An 18,796-nucleotide genomic window follows, 5' to 3' on the forward strand; every position below is an offset into this window, starting at 1 on the left:
TGTTGCATCATGGTGGTGTTGCGCGGCTGGTCGCCGCAAGTTGGATGTCGCCGGTTTGCACGGCCGTCAGTTCGTCGCCCCAGTTGACGACCGGCGTGTCGGCATTCTCGCCGTCGAATTGCGGTCGCGCTTGTTCGTTGAAACGCTTGAAGGCGGACTGGGCGTCCTGTGCCGGCGCGTCGCGCAGGTGGGCCTGGCTGCCATCGATTCCCCGCACGGCGCTGGCGCCGTAGTACAGGATCGCGCTGGAGACACGGCTGTCCTGGTGGTTCGGCGCAATGAGGCGATATTGTGGCGCGTACTGCGTCGCATACGCATCGGTCGCGTAGTACACGCCGTTTTGCGCCAGCGTGAAACTGAACGAAGGCTGGACCAGCTGCAGCAGCGAGCCGGGCACGGTTGCCGGACTGGTGTTGTTCATGTACATCCGGCCCGACGGGTTGGTGAACCACATCGTCCCGACGATATAGGCACTGGCAAAGCTGTTCGCATCGGCCGTCGTGTTCAGGATGGCATTTTGCGCCATGAAGCGTGGGAAACGGGTGCCGTTGGGCGCGTCGATGTCCAGCGTGACGCGGTCGGCGACGCCGCCGCGGTAGCCGGTGAGGTCGAATTCAAGCGGCGAAGCGGCATTGCTCCTGACCTTCATCGCGACCGAGCCGGCGCCGATGGCAAGCTTGCCGTTGTCGACCACCAGGTCCATCGTCAGTGTCCCCGGTGTGCTCGCGCTGACCGATGCGGCATGCAGCGAACCGATGCGTATGCCCGTATCAGCTGTCAGATCGGCAGCACCCACTGCGCGCAGGTTGACGATGTCGATGTTGCCACTTGAACGAATCAGGGCGTCGCCGCCCGCCAGCAGCGTGTTCCCGCTGACGTTACCCACCGGATCGATGCTCACATTGCGGCCGGCGCTGGCCTGGTCGAAGACGACGCTGCCGGCCTTGACCTGCAGATTGCCTTTTGCCGCCAGCGTGCTGCCGCTGTGGCCCTGGAAGACACGCGCCACCGTCGCTGTCAGGTCGCCTCCGGCAGCCAGGCGGTTGTAGCGGATGTCGAGTGCATCGGCCTGCAGTTGCAGATCGGCTTGCGCCGCGACTTCGCCCAGGGCCATGGCCGCGCCCTGCAGACGCACGTCGCCGCTGCTGTCGATGGCCATGGCAGACAGCACGCCGCCCGCATGCACGGTCAGGTCGGCGCCATTGCCAGCGCCGTCGACCGTAACGGTGCCCAGCGTGGCGTTGCCGCCGGCATCGAGACCGGTGTCGCTGCCCGACACCAGCGTCGCAATGGCGAGTGTCCCACCCGTGCGCACACGCGTCGTACCGGCCGATGTCAGCTCGCCGATGCGGGCATCGCCCTGTACCGTGAGCGTCGCACCGGCGGCACGCAGGATGTCGCCATCCAGCATAGCGCCGTCGATGCCCAGCGTGGCGTCAGCGCCGGCCGCGATGGTGCCGAAGCGGGCACTATCGGCCCGCAGCGCAAACTGGCGCCCGGCCGTGGCTGTGCCCAACTTGCTCTGGCCACCCGTGACGACCAGCATGTCGCGACCGGCGTCGGCGCTGCCAAGCAGGAGCGTCGCCCCACGCAGCGCGATGTCGCCGCTGGCGGTGACCGTACCCAGCGTCTGCGCGCCACCGCTGGTCAGTGCCAGGTCGGCCGGCTGCGCAGAGCTGCCGGCATCGACTTGCTCTACGGTCGCCGTGGTGCCGGCGATCAGGTTGGCGCTGCCGCCGGACGTCAGCTGTCCGATGTCCAGTACGCCCCTGGCATTCACCGTCGTCGCCCCGCGCACGGTGGCCCGTGTCAGGACTGCGTCGCCCTGCACCGTCGCCGCCAGGGAGTTGGCATCGAGTGTCGCGATGGCCAGCTTGCCGGCTCCGATGGCAATTCCGGCATCGCCATTGACTGCCAGCGTGCCGATGTCGGCCGCGCCGGCGTCAAGGCTGAATTGTCCCAGCACACGCGCCGCCGTCATTCCCGCATGGCCGTCGACGACGACCTGCATATCGCGTCCCGCCTGCGCCGTGTTCAGCGTCAGCGCGGCGCCGCGCAGCGCGATATCGCCGCTGGCAGTGATGGCGCCCAGCGCTTGCGCGCCACTGCTGCGCACGGCCAGATCGGCCCGTTGCGTCTGCGTACCAACGGCGACTTGCTGCAACGTGGCGGTGGTGCCCGCGTCAAGTCCGGTATTGCCGCTGGAAGTGAACCGGTCCATGGCCAGCGCACCCTTGGTGGTGACCGCTGTCGTGCCACGCACCGTGGCCTGTGTAAAGGCCGCGTCGCCACCGACGCTGGCAACCAGCCTGCCGGCGTCGAGCGTGTCGACGGCCAGATCGCCGCCGCTGGCGAGACTGGCAGCCCCGCCCGCCGCCAGGGAGGCGACATTGGCCGTCCCGGTGTCGAGATCGAAGCGGCCCGGTGTACTTGCCGTCTGTATCTTCGCATAGCCATCGACGATGACTTGCATGTCGCGTCCTGCCTGCGCCGTGTCGAGCGTCAGCGCGGCGCCGCGCAGCGCGATGTCGCCGCTGGCGGTGATGGCGCCCAGTGCTTGCGCGCCGCGGCTGGTAATCGCCAGATCGGCCGGTTGCGCCTGCGCGCCGACATTGACCTGTTGCAGGGCGGCCGTGGTACCAGCGTTGAAACTGGTCGTGCCGCCGGAATTCCACTGTCCCACATCCAGCGCGCCGGCTGCGGCCATAGTGGCCATGCCACGCACGGTAGCGCGGGCCAGGCTGGCGTCGCCCATGACCGTTGCCGCGAGGGTGCCGGCATCGAGGCTCATTGAGTCCAGCTTGCCGCCGGTGGTTGCAAGGCGCATGTCGCGCCCGGCCTGGAGCGTGCCCAGTCGGGCGGACGCGGCGCGCGCGGCCAGGTCGCGGCTGGCGCTTGCATCGTCGAGCACCAGGGCGCCGCCGCTGCGAACATCCAGTGTCGACTGGCGCGTGACCGTGCCGACGCTGGCAGTACCGATCGTCGCGTCGCTGCCGGTGGTCACGGTCGCATCGCCGCCCGAGACCAGGGTGGCGATGCCGAGGGTCGTGCCGGCATGCAGGGTGCTGGCGCCGTCCACGTCGATGCGGCGCACGGTGAGCTGTCCCTGCGCATCTGCCGCCAGCGTGCCCGTTGCCAGGCTGTCGCCGCGCAATGCACCTGCCGTCGTGGCAAGGCTGGCGTCGCCGCCGGCCTTGATGCGTCCGAAAGCGATGTCGGCAGCGCGCAGACGGAGACCGGCGCCGGCTTGTGCGTTGTCCACCTGCGCCATGCCAGCAGCAGCGGCCCGCAGGTCGCCGCCTGCCTGCAAGGCAGTGGCACGCAAGCGTCCGCTGGCATCAATATCGAGGTCACCAGCTGCCGTGGCCGAGGCCAGAACAATATCGGTCCCGCGCACATCGGCGTCGTTTGTCGTCGACAGCGTCTCGATGTCGACGGCAGCGGCGCCGTGAATGCTGGCGTTGCCGGCCGCTGCCAGCGTACCGACGGCCAGGTCGCCGGCGGCTGTCAGCGCGACGGCGGCGCCGCTGATCTGCCGGGCGTCCAGCGCCGCACGGGCATTGATGTCCACCCTGCCCTGCACCGCCTCGACCAGCGAAGCGCGCGTATTGCCCCACAAATCCAGATGCAGGTCGCCGCTGGCAGTGCGTACGGCCAAGCCGGCAGCGCGGATGCCGAGCATGCCGCCAGCTTCACCGATGCCACCGGCAGCGCCAAGGCTGCGCAGCGTGAGCGCACCGCCCTGGCCGGGTATGCCAGTTGCCAGCACATTGATGCCGGCCTGCGCCGCCAGGATCCGGCCAACCGCCTTGATGTCGACCGTGGCGCCGCTGACGCGTGCCAGCACGGCGTTGCCCGCAGTCGTGCTGATGCCAAGCGTGGTGCCGGCGTTGATGCTGCTGCCAGCCGCCATGTCGAGTGCGGCCGCGCTGATCTCCACCCCGTTCCCGGCCTCGAGTTCGTCCTCGACGCGTGTGACGCCATCGGAACTGGTCCTGATGCCGTCGCGCGACACCACGTGACCCAGGGTCAGGTCGCCGCCGGCAGCAAACAGGATGTCGCTGCCGCTGGCGGCGCCCACCGTGGTGTCGCCGGCGCGGATGGCGATCGCGCCCCCGGCCGTCAAGCTGTTGGCAGTCAGTGCGCCGGCCGCGCCGAGTTCGATCTTGCCACCGGCAGAGAGCGCACCGATGGTCAGGCGGTCGGAGAAGTTCGGACCGTATACATGGATGTCGCCGCCGGCGCTGCCGCCGAACACGCCCGACGCCATCATGTCGCCGGTGCTGATGCGCAGCGGATTGGCCGCCATGCCCAGATCCCTGGCCGCATTCAGCACGATGTCATGGCCACGAATGGTCAGGCCCGCATTCTGGTTGGTGGCGAGGATGCTGCCCAGCGGCGCGTACAGCCGGACAAGGTTGCCAGCTGCGATGCTGCCCACAAGCATGTCATCGACCGGCGTCCTGAGGAAGATCGATTGACCGGCTGTTGCCAACTGCAGCATCCCGCCGGCCTGGTAATTCAGTGGATTGACGGCCGTGCCCAGATTGCCATTGCCGCCGGTCAGGCGCACGTCGCCGCCAGCGATGATCTGCACTGGCGACAGGGGACCGCCGCCGGCACCGGTGGCGGCCACGATGCTTTGCGGTGCAGTCAGGGCCACGTCCGTGGTCGCGCTCACCCGGTCGATCTGCAGGTCGCGGTTGACACCGCTGCCCTGGAGGTAGACAGCGCCGCCCTTGGCGTTGACCTTGATGGCGCCGGTGGCGTCGATGAACAATGGTGAGGTCTGCGCCAGCTGGAAACCGGTGAGCTTGATGCCGGCCGGTTCCTTGCCGAAGTCGTAGACCACGGTGCGGCCCTGGTCGTCGACACCGGTGACCTTGATGTCGCCGGGCGCCTTGGCCAGGCCGAGCGCCGCCTTCTGGGTGGTGCTCAGTGCACCGCTGGTCAGTTCTGCCAGCGAGATGTTGACCACTGGCGCCAGTTTGCCGATCGCGGCGCTGGTATCGATGCTGATGGCGTGCCCGATGATGTTCGGCGTGGCGCCGCCGACCTGCTGCGACGGCGTCGGTTCGAGCGCCGAGCGGCTGATCGAATACGAAAGCTGGGCTTCGTTCCAGACCGCGTTCTTGGTCAGCTGGGCGATCTGGCCGCTCGACGCGGCAAACGTGAATTGCCGGTTGTAGCGGGTGAAATCGGTCAGGCTTTCCCAGCCCGCGCCATAGCCCGGGTTGAGGGCCAGCGCGTTGCCCAGTGCCTGGCGCGCGCCCTGGTACTGAGCATTGGCATAGTCCACGACCTCGGCATTCGTAGCATCTTTTTTCAAAGCCGCCGTAGCCAACGTCCGCAACAGCTCGATATTGGCGGGGTCGAGCACCAGCGCGCCACCGGCGTCGAGGCTGCCGCGCTGGCGCAGGTCCCAGAATTTCTGGTAGTCGCGCGCTACCTGGGCTTCGAACGCCACCACCGAGGCATCAGCACGGGTGCCGGTCTCGGCGCCGCGGTCTGCGGTGAGCTTGAGCGCGTCCCACACCTGCTTGACCTGGGCATTGCTCAGGGTATTGGCCGCGGTCTGGCCGCGCGCATCGTAGATCGTGCCATTGGTAACGGCGATATCGACGTCGCCGTTGCCGGTCGAAGCGATCTGCGCCACCAGCAGGTCGCCGCCGACCTGACGCAGCTTGATGTCGCCGTGGGCCGCGATATTGACGACGCCACCGAGCGCGCCGTTGATGCCCGGGTTGCCGACCGCGCTGATGACCATCGGCGCGCTGTCGTTGCCGACCGAGCCGCGGCTGCTGGACAGGGTGATGTTGTTGCCGCTGACGTTGGCCGCGCCGGTGTTCCCGGCCAGCAGTGCATCGCCTGCGGTGATGCGCACGTCGCCGCGGTTGCCGGTCGCACCGGCCGTCACGGTGCCGATGGTCGCACCATTGGCAAGGTCGAGGTAGATGCCGGCAGCGCCGGCGCTGGCATTGAGCACCCCGTTGTCGGCCAGCGTGGCGCTGATGGCCTGCTGACTGGTGCCGATGCCCTGGCCGGCGTTCAGGGTCAGGTCTCTGGTTGCCAGGCTGCTCTTGGCCGACTGGGTGAGCGCCGTGCCGGCATCGATGGTGGTGGTGCCGGTCGGGTTGATGACCTGCCCTGCCAGCTGCACCGCCCCGTTCGACTTGATCGAGACGCTGCCGCTGGTATTGCCGGAGAAATCGATCTTGATCGGGTTGTCGGCCTTGACCGAGCTGGTCAAGGTCAGCTTGGCGCCGGTGACGTAACGGTATTCCCACCAGCCGCGGTAGGGGTTGGTCGAGGCATTGGTTTGCAGGAAGCCGTAGTTGCACTCGCCTTGGTAGTTGGCCGAGTCGCAGCCGCCGTAGCCGAACCAGTGCGAGGTGGTGCGCGTGTCGCTGCCGCTGATGGTTTCCTTGAACACCGGTGCACCCGCGCTGCCCATGACGACGCTGCCGCTCGAGTGGGTCCATGGCTCGTTGGGGTTACCATCGAATTTCCAGTTGCTGGCGATGACGGTCCACCCGCCGTTGGCGTAGGTGATGTCGCGGCTGAGTGTCGCGGTATTGGTCCACTCCCAGCGCGCGTTCTCGGTCGGCTGATAGTTCGCTGCGCTCTGGCCGCTGCTGCCGCCGACCGCAACCAGCTGGTCGGCGGTCTGGCTCACCGAACCCTGGTAGGTCTGGACGCCCGCGCCCGGGGTGTAGGTGTACAGCACATGCTTGGGCGCCGTTGGCGATTGGTCGATGATCTCGACCTTGCCGACCGTACCGGCCAGCAGCGCGCCGCTGCCCGCACCGACATCCTGCAGCTTCAGGGTGTAGCCCGTCTGGTTGTCGATATTGACCTTGCCGAAGCCGCCGTTGACATGGATGTTACCAAGCGGATTGGTGCTGAGGATCTGCCCATTGAGAAGCACCGAACCGCCACCCGACGAAGCGCTGACGTTGTCCAGAATGATCTGCTGGGTCACGACGTCGAAGGTGGCGCCGATCGGCGAATCGCCGATGGACACCAGGCCCAGCAACTTGGGATCGATCTTGTGGGTGGCTGCGCCCCTGCCGGCCCGGTAGGCGGCAGTGACATCGGCGAACATGCCCGCCAGCGATGCCGGCAGGCTCACCGACCAGTCGGTCGGCTGGCCAGCGGTGATCTTGCCATTGACGTCGATGTACTTCGCCACGATGGCGACCTTGCTCCCGAAGATAATCGAACTGGCCGCGCTGCCCGACAGGTCGGCGCCGCTGTAGCTGGCCACTTCCTTCGTCAGCGACTGCATGGGCACCATCGGAATATAGGAATCGCCCTGGTTCGAAATGGCGAGCGATTGTCCGATTGGACTGAGGCTGTTGGCAACCCCCTGGGTGTCCTGGTGACGGAAGCCGGAACCGTAGAAAATCAGGCTGTAGTTGCTGCCTGCGGCGTCGCCCGCACGGTGCACGAAGCTGCGGTTGAAGACTTCGGTATTGGTGCCGAACGCGGCTGCGTTCTGGATCGAGCTCGCAAAATACGAGATCGCCAGGTCGGCCGATGGCAGTGCCAGCGCCGGATTGTTGCCTGGCCAGATCATGGCCTTTTGCCATTCTGCGTAGGGATTGCTGCCCGCATAGTACGGACCGTGGCTGTCCGCGAACTGGGCAACGAAGACCGCGTTCGGGGCGTCGATGTTCACCTGCTGGCCCAGCACCTGGGCGTTCTGGCCGACCGAACCGGTCTTGTTGACCAGGTCGATCCTGCCGCCCAGGTTGGTGATGGCGCCACCCAGCATCATGGCCGGGCCGTAGCCGACGCCGCCGACGTGGCCGGTGTAGTTGTTCTGGACCGAGATCGTCGGCACCTGGCCGGCGCCGCTCTCGGTCAGGCGCATTTGGTTGGCGAGCGCGGTACTGCGGCCGGCGGTGCCGGAGAACAGGACTTCGCCGCCCGGGGTATTCGGAATCTGGACCGAATCGAGCACCAGGTAGTCGGGGCTGTTGTTGATGACCTGGATGGTGGGTGCGCCATATGACGACAGCGCACCCTTGCCCTGCAACGTAGCGGCATTCACGGTCACGGTGCCGCCGGCGGCGTAGAGCGCGCCGATGTTGATGGCGCCGACCGGCTGGGTGGCGACGCCCGTCAGCATCAGACCTTGCGTGGCCGGATCGGTGAAATGGGCCCGCACATAGGCTGCCGCGTCGAACTGCGGCACGAAGGCAACCGAGGTCGGCGCGCTGTTGGCCGATTGCGTATACCGGCTGCAGTAGATGCCGCTGTCCTGACAATTTTCGATGGTAATGCGCAGGTCGTGGAAGATGCCCGCGTTGACATCGCCGTTGATGGTGACGTTCGCACTGGACGGCGTGCTGCTCGAACTATTGCCTGTGGTGACGGGGATGAAACCAAGTTCGTAGCCGTGACCCGTGCCGTTGGCAAGCGCATTCGAAGCGCCCTGCCAGGCGCCCACGACGGCGTTCTGCGCACTCTCGACGGTGGCGCCGCTGGCGATGTCGAGGGTGGCGTTGCTGGTCAGCGTGGTCGCGGCATCGGCCAGCGGCACCGCCACCAGGCCCTGCACGTACCCCTGGGCATTGGCATTGCCTGTCAGGACGGTGTTGAAGTCGCCGCTCGGGTCCTTGCCTGCGGTGATGTCGAGGTTGCCAAAGGCACGGATGCGGGTGTTGCCGCCGCCGATGCGCACGTTCTGGTTGGCAGTGATGGCGGTGCCGGCATCGGCGCTGCCGACTGCGGCCAGGCCGTGGGTTTCGACATAGGCCGCGTTGCCCGCAGCCGCGTTGACGTAGGAACCGATGCCGATGCCTGCCAGACTGTTGAGCTGGTTGGCCAGGCCGGTAGCGACGTCGCTGTTCAGGTTGGCCGTGGTGTGGGATGCCACTGCGGCGCCGGCGATCGCGCCGCCGGTACCGAGCACAACCCGGTCCGACACGCTCATGTTGTTGGCCGCGCGCAGCAGCAGGCTGTAGTTCGATCCAGTGGCGCTCGGGCCGCTGTTGATAGCCACGCGGTCGCCCAGGCTGACATTGGTATGGGCAGTGATGACGGTGTTGCTGCTGGCCGCAGCCGCATTCAAAACGCCGCCGCCGGCGCCGCTGGCGCTGTCGCCGCGGCTGCCGGTGCCGTTGTCGAACAGGTTGTCGGCCAGGACCTGCACATTGCTCATGGCATCGAGCTTGCTGTCGTTGCCGACCGTCGCGCCCACGGTCACGTCGGCCATGTGGCTGGCACTGGCGCCACTGCCGCCGAGCAGTGAGGCATTGAGCGAATTGGCACGATCATAATGCGAGTCGATGTGGTCGGCGCTGACAGTAATCGCGCCGGCGTGCACACTGGCGCCGCTGCCGATGGCTGCGTTCACGTCGGCATAGCCGCCCGTGATGGCGACCGAGGCATTGCCCGCGATCACGCCACCAGCGGCAGCTACTGCCATTGCCGTGTTGGCATCGACACCCGAGGCGTTCACCTGCAGGTAGCCGGCGCGGGTGGCGCTGGTGACGGCATTCTCGCCAAGGGTGGCCGTGGTCGTCATGTGGTCGCCCTTGCTGCCCGAACTGGCGCGTGCGACAGCGCCGCTGGCAGCCACCAGACCGGCGCCGGCGACGCCGGTCGCGGCTGCCTCCTGGCGACTGTCGTTGGTGGCGACGATGCTGACATTGCCATCCGGCAGGCGCACGTTGTTGCCGATGGCGGCATTGACGCGGGTATGGTTGGTGGCCACCGATTCGGCCCCCGCACCCGCCGCCAGCAGGCCGCCGGCAGCGCCGGTGGACGTGGCCTCGACGGTGTTGCCGCTGGCCGGCGCGCTGGACGTGGCTTGCACGGCCAGCAGGTTGAAGCCGGCCACGCTGCTGCTGTTGCCGAGGGTGGCGTCGACGCTGCTGCGCTTGTCGGCGTGGCTGACCACGATGCCGACCGCAGCGGCGCCGAGCGCGGCGCCGACACCATCGGTCGCAACGGTAGAATTGTCGGCGGCCGCCACGCGCATGTCGCCGCTGGCGGTGCCCGTGAACACACCGTCGGCATGGGCCGTCACCGTGTTCTGGATTAACGCGTCCGACACTGCGGCGCCCAGGCCCACCAGGCCCAGGCCACCCGCGTAGGCGGTCACCGACGACGATTCGCCGCTGCTGCCGTCCAGTGCGAGCGCATGCACGTCGATGCTGCCAGAGCGCACGCTTGCCGCCTCGATCGACGCGGCGACGTTGCTATAAACGCGCGATACGCCGACCGCGCCGCCCGCGCCCAGCACGGCCGATGCACCGGCTGCGCCGGTCAGGTTGCCGGTCGAGGTACTGGCTTGCGCCGCCACCGTCACGGCCTTGCCGTTGACGCTGCCGCCAACGATGCGGGCTGTTACCGCATCCGGCGCGAGGCCGTTCACGGCCGCCTTGACGTCGAAGCCCGGCGCCGCGCGCTGGCCCGGCTGGGTATTGGCCGCCTGGCCGCCCGCTGGCGCCGTGCTCAGCGCATTCACCTGGCTCAGGGTGCCGCTGTTGTCCTTGTCGAGTTCGGCGCCTGCAGCGCCGGTGGCGCCGCTGCCGACCACCAGCACGCCGAGCGCGCCGCCGATGCCGAGGGTCTGGCCGGCGCCGCCGCTCAGGCCCGTCATGTCGATACGCTTGTCGCTGTTGGCCTTCACGCTGACGTTGGCGGCACTGTCGACGGCGCTGTTGAGAATTTCGCCGGTGACGCTGCTCTTGACCACCACTACGTTGGCGGCCGCGCCCACGCCGGCGCCGGCGGCCACGGCGACCGCGCCGGCGATGGGCTTGATGCGGATATTTTCGCGCGCATCGACCGTCACCGCACCGAGCGCGACTGGCAGCAGGCCGCTGCCGGTACGGTCGCTGGTCACGACCACGTTGCCGCTCGCATCGGTGACGCTGGTGGCGGCCGGCGCCGCCGGGGCCACGGCACTCGTGGCCACATTGTAGATGCCGGCGCTGGTGCTGTTCTGGACGACCGTGACGGCGGCGGTGCCGGCCACGCCGGCGGCGCCTGCCAGCGTACCGCTGGCCACGGTGGCATTGAAATCGTTGTCTGTCAGCGCCGTGACCGACAGTGCGCCGCCCAGTTGCAGCGTGGTGCTGCGCGTCGCCGCATTCTTGTTGCCGACGTGGGCATCGGTCGTGGCATCGGCCACGCCGACGCCGACCGCGCCGCCCATCCCGACCACGCCGGCTGCCGCTGAAATGGCCAGCATGTTGTAGGCGCTGCTGCTTCTGGCGTCGACCGCCAGGCTGTCCGCGGTGACCTTGCCACCTTCGAGATAGGCCGCGGTGGCGCCACCGAAAATGGTGACGGCGCCGGTGGCCGTACCGGCGACCAGGCCGCCGGCGAGGCCGGAGACGATGTCGGCAGTCGCCTGCGAGGCGCGCGCCTGCACCTTGACGGCGCCGACGCTTGGCGCCAGGGTCAGGGTGCGGCGCGTGATCGTGGTCGTGCTCACTTGTGGCGCCCCGCCTTCTTCGGGCCCCTGGCTGCCCACCGCGCCGCCCGTGACGGTCGTGACGGTTTCGATCGGCGCCGTCTCGGTGCGCGTGGCGGCAGTGCCGATCGTGGCGTCGGTAACATACGCGCTGGTGTTGCGGTCACTGCGGCTGCTCGAGGCCGCGCCGGTGGCGGCGCCCTTTCCGCCGGCCGCGCCCAGCGCGAAATTGCCGGCAAAGCCGTGGCTGGATGCCAGCACATTGACGTCGGCGCCAGCCGCAGGGCCTGTCAAGGTATTGACCCTGGCGCCGTGGATGAAGGCATGCGTCTCGCCGCCCAGCAGGTTGATCACCGGGACCACGGCCACGCCCACGGTGCCGACGCCCAGCGAGACCGCGTTGTTGTTGACGCTCTGGTGCGAGGACGCGCTGACGGCCAGGCCGCGCACGGCCAGTTGCGTTTCCGACAGATCGGCCGCGATGGCCGCCGGCGCCTGGATGCCGGAGACGTCGACCGGGTGCGCCAGCGTGCCGCTGTTGACGCTGATGGTATCGTTGGCGTCGCGGGCGCCCGCGTCCAGCATGGTGCTGGCGCCATCGACATAGGCACGCACGCTGCCGTCGATCTGGTTGAAGGCGCTGGAAGCGCCGATGCCGGCACTGCCGCCAATGCCCAGGGCGCCAGAGATCACCGACGCCTTGTCATCGGCGCCGGCCAGCACGCCGATATTGTTCGCCGCCTTGACCCTGGCGCCGGCATCGATGAAGGCGCTGACATCCTTGGCGACGATGTTGGTGACCACCGAACCGCCGACCCCGCCCGTCGCGCCGCCCGCGCCGGCCGCGGCGATGGTGCGGATGGTGCTGGCCGAATCGGCCTTGACCAGCAGATTGTTCACGTCCAGGCCCGCGCTGCCGGCTCTGGTCCCGGACACGCGCGCCTGCGCGGTCTGGGTATGGCCGGCGCCGCCAACCAGGTTGACCGCCAGTGACAGCCCGGCCGCGGCGGTGCCACCGACTGCGCCGGCGCCCGCCAGCGAATCGATGCTGGCCTTGTCTGCGGCCGTGACCCTGACATCGGCCCTACTGCCATCCACTTGCGCATCGAGCAGATCCGCATAGGCCTTGTTGGCGATGCGATTGGTCGAGCTGGAACCGGCGCCACCGACACTGCCGCCGGCGCCCGCCACGGCCACCGACTCGATCTGCGCCGTGCTGCTGCCTGCGATGTCGAGCCGGCGCGCAGCATGGATGCTGCTGTCGTCCACACGCGCGGTGACGGTGGTGGCGATGGCGTTGTCAGCCACGCCTGCGCCGAAGCCGGCATCCTTGCCAACCCCGACCGCACCGGCCAGCGATGCGATGGACGAACTGTCGGTCGCGCTCACGTCGATGCTGCCGTGGGCGGGGTCGGCGGCGGTCGTCACGCTCGCGTCCTGCAATTCGGCACTGGCGACGTTGTCCTTCATGCCGATCTCGTTGAGCGTGATCGAACCGGCCAGGCCGAACGCGCTCGTGCCAACACCCAGGGCGATGGCGGCGCTTTCGATGTCCGAGTCGAGACTGGCGTTCAGTGCGAGCGTGTCGACGCCGGTGAGCTGGCTGCCGTTGATGCGGGCCCGGCTGGCGTTGTCGATGCTGTTGTACGACAGGGCCACGCCGCCGGCCGCCTTGGAAGAGAACGCGGCGGCGCCGCTCAGCGAGCGAATCGCCGAGCTGTCAGCCGCAATGACGCTGACGGCATTGCCGCCGGTGGCGGTGCCGGCGCCGACGCTGCTGCCCCGCAGCGACGCATCGGTGCTGTTGTCGATGAAATTGAAGGCCAGCGAGCCGCCGGCGGCATTGCCGGAGGTGCCGACGGCGCCGGAGACGGCGATGGAATCGATGCGGGCAGTGTTGCCGGCCTCCACGCTGAGCCCGGAGGCGGCAGTCAGTCTGGCGTTGACGACATCGGCGGCGACCTTGCCATTGCTGTCATTGACAGTGAGTGCCAGGCCAACCGCATTGTCCTTGCCGACCGCGATCTGGCCGCCCAGGCTGCGCACGGCCGAGCTGTCGCTGGCCTTGACGCGGATGGTCGCGGCGTTCAGCACGGCGTTCTGGCTGGTGGCGTTCGCGTCGCCCACCGTGGCGCTGACGCTGTTGTTGATGAAGTTGAGCGAGGCCGACCCGGCGCCTGCGAACTTCTGGGACAGTGCGACACCGGCCGCCACCGACAGCACACTGGTGTCGGCGCTGGCCAGCACGTCGATCGTGCCGTTGGCGCCGGTGGCCTTGACATCGGCCTGGCCGATGCTGGCGCTGGTACGGTTGGAAATGGCGTTGTAGCCGAGCGAGAGCCCGTAATTGCTGCCGGCGCTGACCTGGATCGTGCCGGCCACCGAGGTAATGCAGCTGCCCGACGGCGTCAGGCCGGTGGCCACGCTGCCGCAGTAATCAAGGGCCGGGGCGGTGCTGTTGCGCTTGCCGTCGGGGTCGATCAGCGTTTCGAGCGCGGCGTTGGCGCCGCTGTCCGCTGCTTGCACCGAGACCTTGCCGACCGCTTCGACGGTGGCGTCGCCGCCAATGCTGGCGCTCGTGTTGTTACCGATGATCGATACCACCGTCGAACCGGCGAACGAATTTGCCTCTGGGGCTTGCGATGCGCCGACAAAGGCAGCGCCGGCTGCGATCTCGGTGGCGTTCCAGGCATGCACGTCGATGGTCTCGAAGGCCTTGACCTTCGCATGGTCGATGCCCGCAACCACGTCGGTGTTGATCTGGGCGAAGCTGAAGGCGACGCCGGCGGCCACGCCGGTTTCGCTCTTGTTGGGGCTGATCTTGAGCGCGAGCGATCCGCCGCCGGTGCCGATGAAGCTGCGGTTGTAGGCGGTGACGTCGAGCGCCGGCCTTGCGCCGCCGGCGCCGCTGGCGGCATCGGCGGTGATGCTGCTGTTCTTCACGTGGGCACGCGCGAAGTTCTCAGTGTCGCCATGGTCGTCGCTGATGGTCTGGGTCACCGAGATCGAGCCAACCAGCTGATTCGAGGTGTCGGTCTTCGGTCCGCTGACATTCACGGCTGCAGCAATGGCGACGGCCAGTTGCTCGCCACCGGTGAGCGCCTGCACCGTCACGTCGCCGGCATGGGTGACGGTGGTGTCGACGATGTCGGCCGAGGTGCCATTGCCGAGCTGGTTGACGGACACGCCGCCGGCGATGGCGGTGCTCGACTTGCTGCTGATCGACCTGCCGAGCGCCAGTGCGGCGCTGCCACTGGCGGCGGTGATGTCGGCGTCGCCCACGGCGCGTACCACCAGCGCATGGGCGCCGGTGGCGGCGCCCTGATCGATGACGGCCCCGTCGATCCGGGCCACGGTACGCATCTCTGTCTGGTTGGCCGACGCGCTGCCGGCTCCGGCAAAGGTAAAGGTCGGCTCCTTCTTGGCCGGCGCCGGCGCCGCCGACGCTGCCGGCGCGTCCGGCTTGCCCTTGAGCGTGACGGTATCGATGATGCCGCTCACACCCGTGATCGCATCGGCATACTTGGCCTTGAGCTTGTCCAGGACACCGGGGTCCTTGTTGTCGCTGTTCATGGCCAGGCTGCCGGCCACCGAGGCCGCGCCGACCGTGCCGCCGGAGCGGGCCTCGACCGCCAGGTCGCTCACCGTGAGGGTCGGGGTGGTTCCGCTACGCGTCAGCACGCTGGTGCGTGGCGCGCCGTCGGTCGACAGGGTATCGTTGTCGGCGATTTCGGCGCGCGCTGTGGTCGTTACCTTGTTGATGGCGATGCCCACGCCGACGCTGGCGCTGGACGCATGGTTCAGGCTGCCGGCGATCGACCACAGCACCGGGGTTTCGGTCGCGCTCAGGACCAGGCTGCGCGCACGCACGATCGCTTCGTCGTCGATCAGGGCGCGTACATCGCTGTTCAATTCGGTGTGCGTGAGGGTGCCGTTGATGCCGAAGGTAGCGCCGATGCCGCCGGCGGTGGCCAGCGAAATCACGCGCGGCGTGCTGGTGGCGCGCACGGCCACGGCATCGGCGGCGCGCACGGCGCCGATGGTCCAGGTGCGCTTGCCGGCGGCGGCGCTGTCGGCATGCTCGTCGACACCTTCGATGACGGCGCCTTCGCGCACGATCGCCTGCGTGACGTTGTTGATCGTTGACTGGCCGATCGACGCGCCCAGGCCGGTGGCGCTGCCCGAACCAGGCGCCTGCCCGGCCAGGAACAGGTAGGTCGCATCGTAGTTGGCGCTGACCGTGACCGGCGCGTCGTAGCTGAAGGTCTGGCTGACCGCCTCTGCGGCGCCAGTCAAGCCCAGCAGGCTGTCGTTCGGTGTGGCCGGCTTCAGGACCAGCGTGGTGTCCCACGGCGCCGCCGCGGTGACGCCGGCATGACCCGTTACGCGCAACCGCGCGCCGCTGCCGATTTCGGCGCGCGCGTGGTCGTTCATGGTCAGTACGCTGACCGAGCCGTAGATCCCCTTGGAATCGGCAGTGCCGTCGCCACCGGCCTTGGCCGACGAGGCGGCGTTGAACACGTCGCCGATATTGGTGATGCTGCCAAGCGCCGCAGTAATCGTGCCCAGCCCGTCCCAGCGCGTGAACGGATTGATGGCGTCGCTGCTGCCAAAGAGCAGGCTGTTGCGCACGGGGACGATGGTGTCGGCGCTGACCGCGATCCGCGGCGCCGTCACGACAGCGTCGGCGCCGACACTGGCCACGGCATCGTGGGTAATGTTGGCCACGGCCAGGCCGGCCGAGTAGGCATCGCGGGCGGTACCGACCTTGGCCTGGTTGGCTGCCTGCGACACCGCTGAAGACACGGCGCCGATCTGGATGTCGCTGGCCAGCACGCGCGCCGCCACCAGCGCCGATTCGCTCGCATGCACGTTGGCGCCGGCGCCGATCGTGGCCGTGGCGGTATGGCTGTTGTTGGCGATGGCGATCGCCCCACCGATGCGGAACGCATTCGCGCCGGGCGGCGCCAGGTCATCCTTGAGTTTCAGGCTGCCCAGGCCGAGGAACTCATAAACCGCCTGTTCGCCACGCCCCAGGGTCTGGGCGGCGGCCTGGTCGCCGAGGTCGCCGGCGGCGCTCGCGCCCACCGAGGCCGACGCCTTCACCACGTCCTGCTGCACCTCATTGACCGACAGGATCGCCACACTGGTGGCGTCACCCACATTGGCGTTCAGCGCGGCGTTGGTGGACGAACTGTGACTGGCATACGCCACCGAAGCCGCGCCCTTGCCTTCGGCCCCGGTTTCGGTTTCGGTCTCATTGACGAAGTTGCCGATGTTGGCCGCGGCCACCTGCACCGCGCCCGACACCTGGAGCGTCGCGCCCTTGTCGACGCGCGCGATGGCGTTCACGTCGGCATGGGTGGCATTGAGGGCGATCGCCACCGCATCCTGGCCGGCATCGTTGACTTCTGGCGCCTTGACCTGGGCGGTCAGGCTGGCATCGTTGTGGGCGCGGATGGTCAGGTCGGCAGCGGTGATGCGCGCGCCCGTCTCGACCACCACCGTCGCGACCGATTCGTTGCTGACCCAGGACGCGCCAATGCCGAACGGCGCCACGCCCGGCACGCCATCCGGATCATACTTGTGAGCAATACCGGCCTTGGTCTCGTTTTCAGCGGTCAGCGCAGCGGTGCGGCGCGCCTCGATGACGCTGCCCGTGCCCACGGTGACGGTCGCCTTAGCCACCACGTCCGAGAACACCAGGTTGGCCCCGAACAGCTCGGCGCCGATATGCAGCACGTTCTGGATGGCGGTCACCGCCAGGCCGGCGGCCTGGTCGACCGGCGCATCGCCATCCGTGATGAAGCGGCTGTCGACGGTGTTTTTGGCCACCAGCTGCACGTCGTTGCCCTTGATCGTCGCGTTTCGGAGCAGGATGCTGCTGGTCGCCGTGGCCGTACCGAGGGTCGGCTGGGTCTTGTTCGAGGTTGCTTCCAGGCGGACGATGCCGCCCGCGCCGGCGGTGGCGCTGTCGTCGAAAGCAAGTAGCCTGGTCCCGCCGGAGAGCGTGATCGACGGCGCACTCAGCGTGATGTTGCCGGAAGCGCCGGTGGAGGCCAGGGTCTCGATATTGGCGCGTGTGACCGGCGTTGCGGTGTCGACCTTGCGGCTGGAGAATACGACGTCGTCGAGGGTGATCGACTCGGTGGCGCTGAGCGCAATCGCGGTGCCGTCGGTGCCCAGTTGATCTTGCCCGCTGCCATACCAGGTGATCGTGGCCGGGTCGATCAGCACGGTGCCGGCCTGGCCGTTGGCCGCGCCGGCAGTCATCACGCCGCCATCGATGGTGACCTTGTTGGCGGCACTGAACTCGATGAAGCCGCCATCGCCGCTGCTGCCGGCACTGGCGTCGAGGCGGGCAGCCTTGCCCAGCAGCGCATCGTGTGCAGCCATCAGGTACACGGTGCCGCCATCGGACCGGGCGCCCTGCCCGCGTGCGCTGACGCTGGCGCCGGGGGCCACGGTCAGGTCGTGGCCGGCCCGCACGTCGATCGCACCAGCCGGCGAACCCGCCGCGCCGTCGACCGCCAGGCGCCCGCCGATCGCCACGTCGCCACTAGCGACGATTTCGATGGCGCCGTTGTTTTCCACCAGCGCGGCGCCACCAGCGACGCTGTCCGCATTGACGGCGCCAAGGAACGCCGCCTGGTGGGCGACATCGGCGCCGGCGCGCAGCGCGCCATTGACGCTGACGTCGCCGCCCTGCAGGCGAATGACGTCGCGCGCGTTGACCTGGCCGTCGATACGAATGGTGCCCAGGCCCGAATCCGGCGCCGTGCCGCCCAGCAGCGCGCTGACGGACAAGGCGTTGATGCTGCCATCGCTGCCGATGACGCCATCGATGAACGTGCGCGTTGGCGTCGTCACCAGCAGGCTGCCGACGTTGAGGACGCCGCTGGCGCCGACGATCATGCCAAAAGGATCGGCGAACACCACGTTGCCGCCGATCCGGCCATCCTTCAGGCTGTTGACCACGCCATTGATCGTTACCGGTGCATCAGTGACCATGTTCAGCAGGACCGATGCTTTGGATGGCACCACCAGGTTCACCGTGTTGTTGCGATCCACTTCGAAGCGGCTGAAGGCGTTGAGCGCCGTGCTGCCGTGCAGGGTGCCGGTGGTGATGCTGGTGACGTTGCCATTCACGATCAGCTGGGTCGCGGTGGTCCCTTTCGGCACGATGACGTTCTGGGCGAAGCTGATCCCGGCCGAGCCGCCGAACACTGCAAGCAACGCCATGAGCAATGCCGACGGGCGCGGACGCTTGAAACGCCATGGGCTTGCGGTCGTTGGGGAGCTTGGCTTTGGCGAGGTCGACATGGGTATCCTGGGAGTAGCGTCATCCGGGAGCGCACGGGT

The 18,796-nt window shown here is 68.3% G+C and carries 1 protein-coding gene; it reads right to left on the bottom strand.

Features of this window, described 5'->3' with window-relative positions; all coding sequences use genetic code 11:
- Nucleotides 1-7: 7 nt before the first annotated feature.
- Nucleotides 8-18,757, bottom strand: a complete 18,750-nt coding sequence (locus AC56LH_RS07985; RefSeq protein WP_499645448.1) for a leukotoxin LktA family filamentous adhesin — start codon at nucleotides 18,755-18,757, stop codon at nucleotides 8-10.
- Between the last annotated feature and the right edge of the window lie 39 nt (nucleotides 18,758-18,796).

Source organism: Telluria sp. LT1R51-2 (assembly GCF_059685775.1).

Excerpts from the sequence above, each read along its gene's own strand:
- AC56LH_RS07985 (WP_499645448.1), bottom strand. The coding sequence starts at position 18,757 with ATGTCGACCTCGCCAAAGCCAAGCTCCCCAACGACCGCAAGCCCATGG.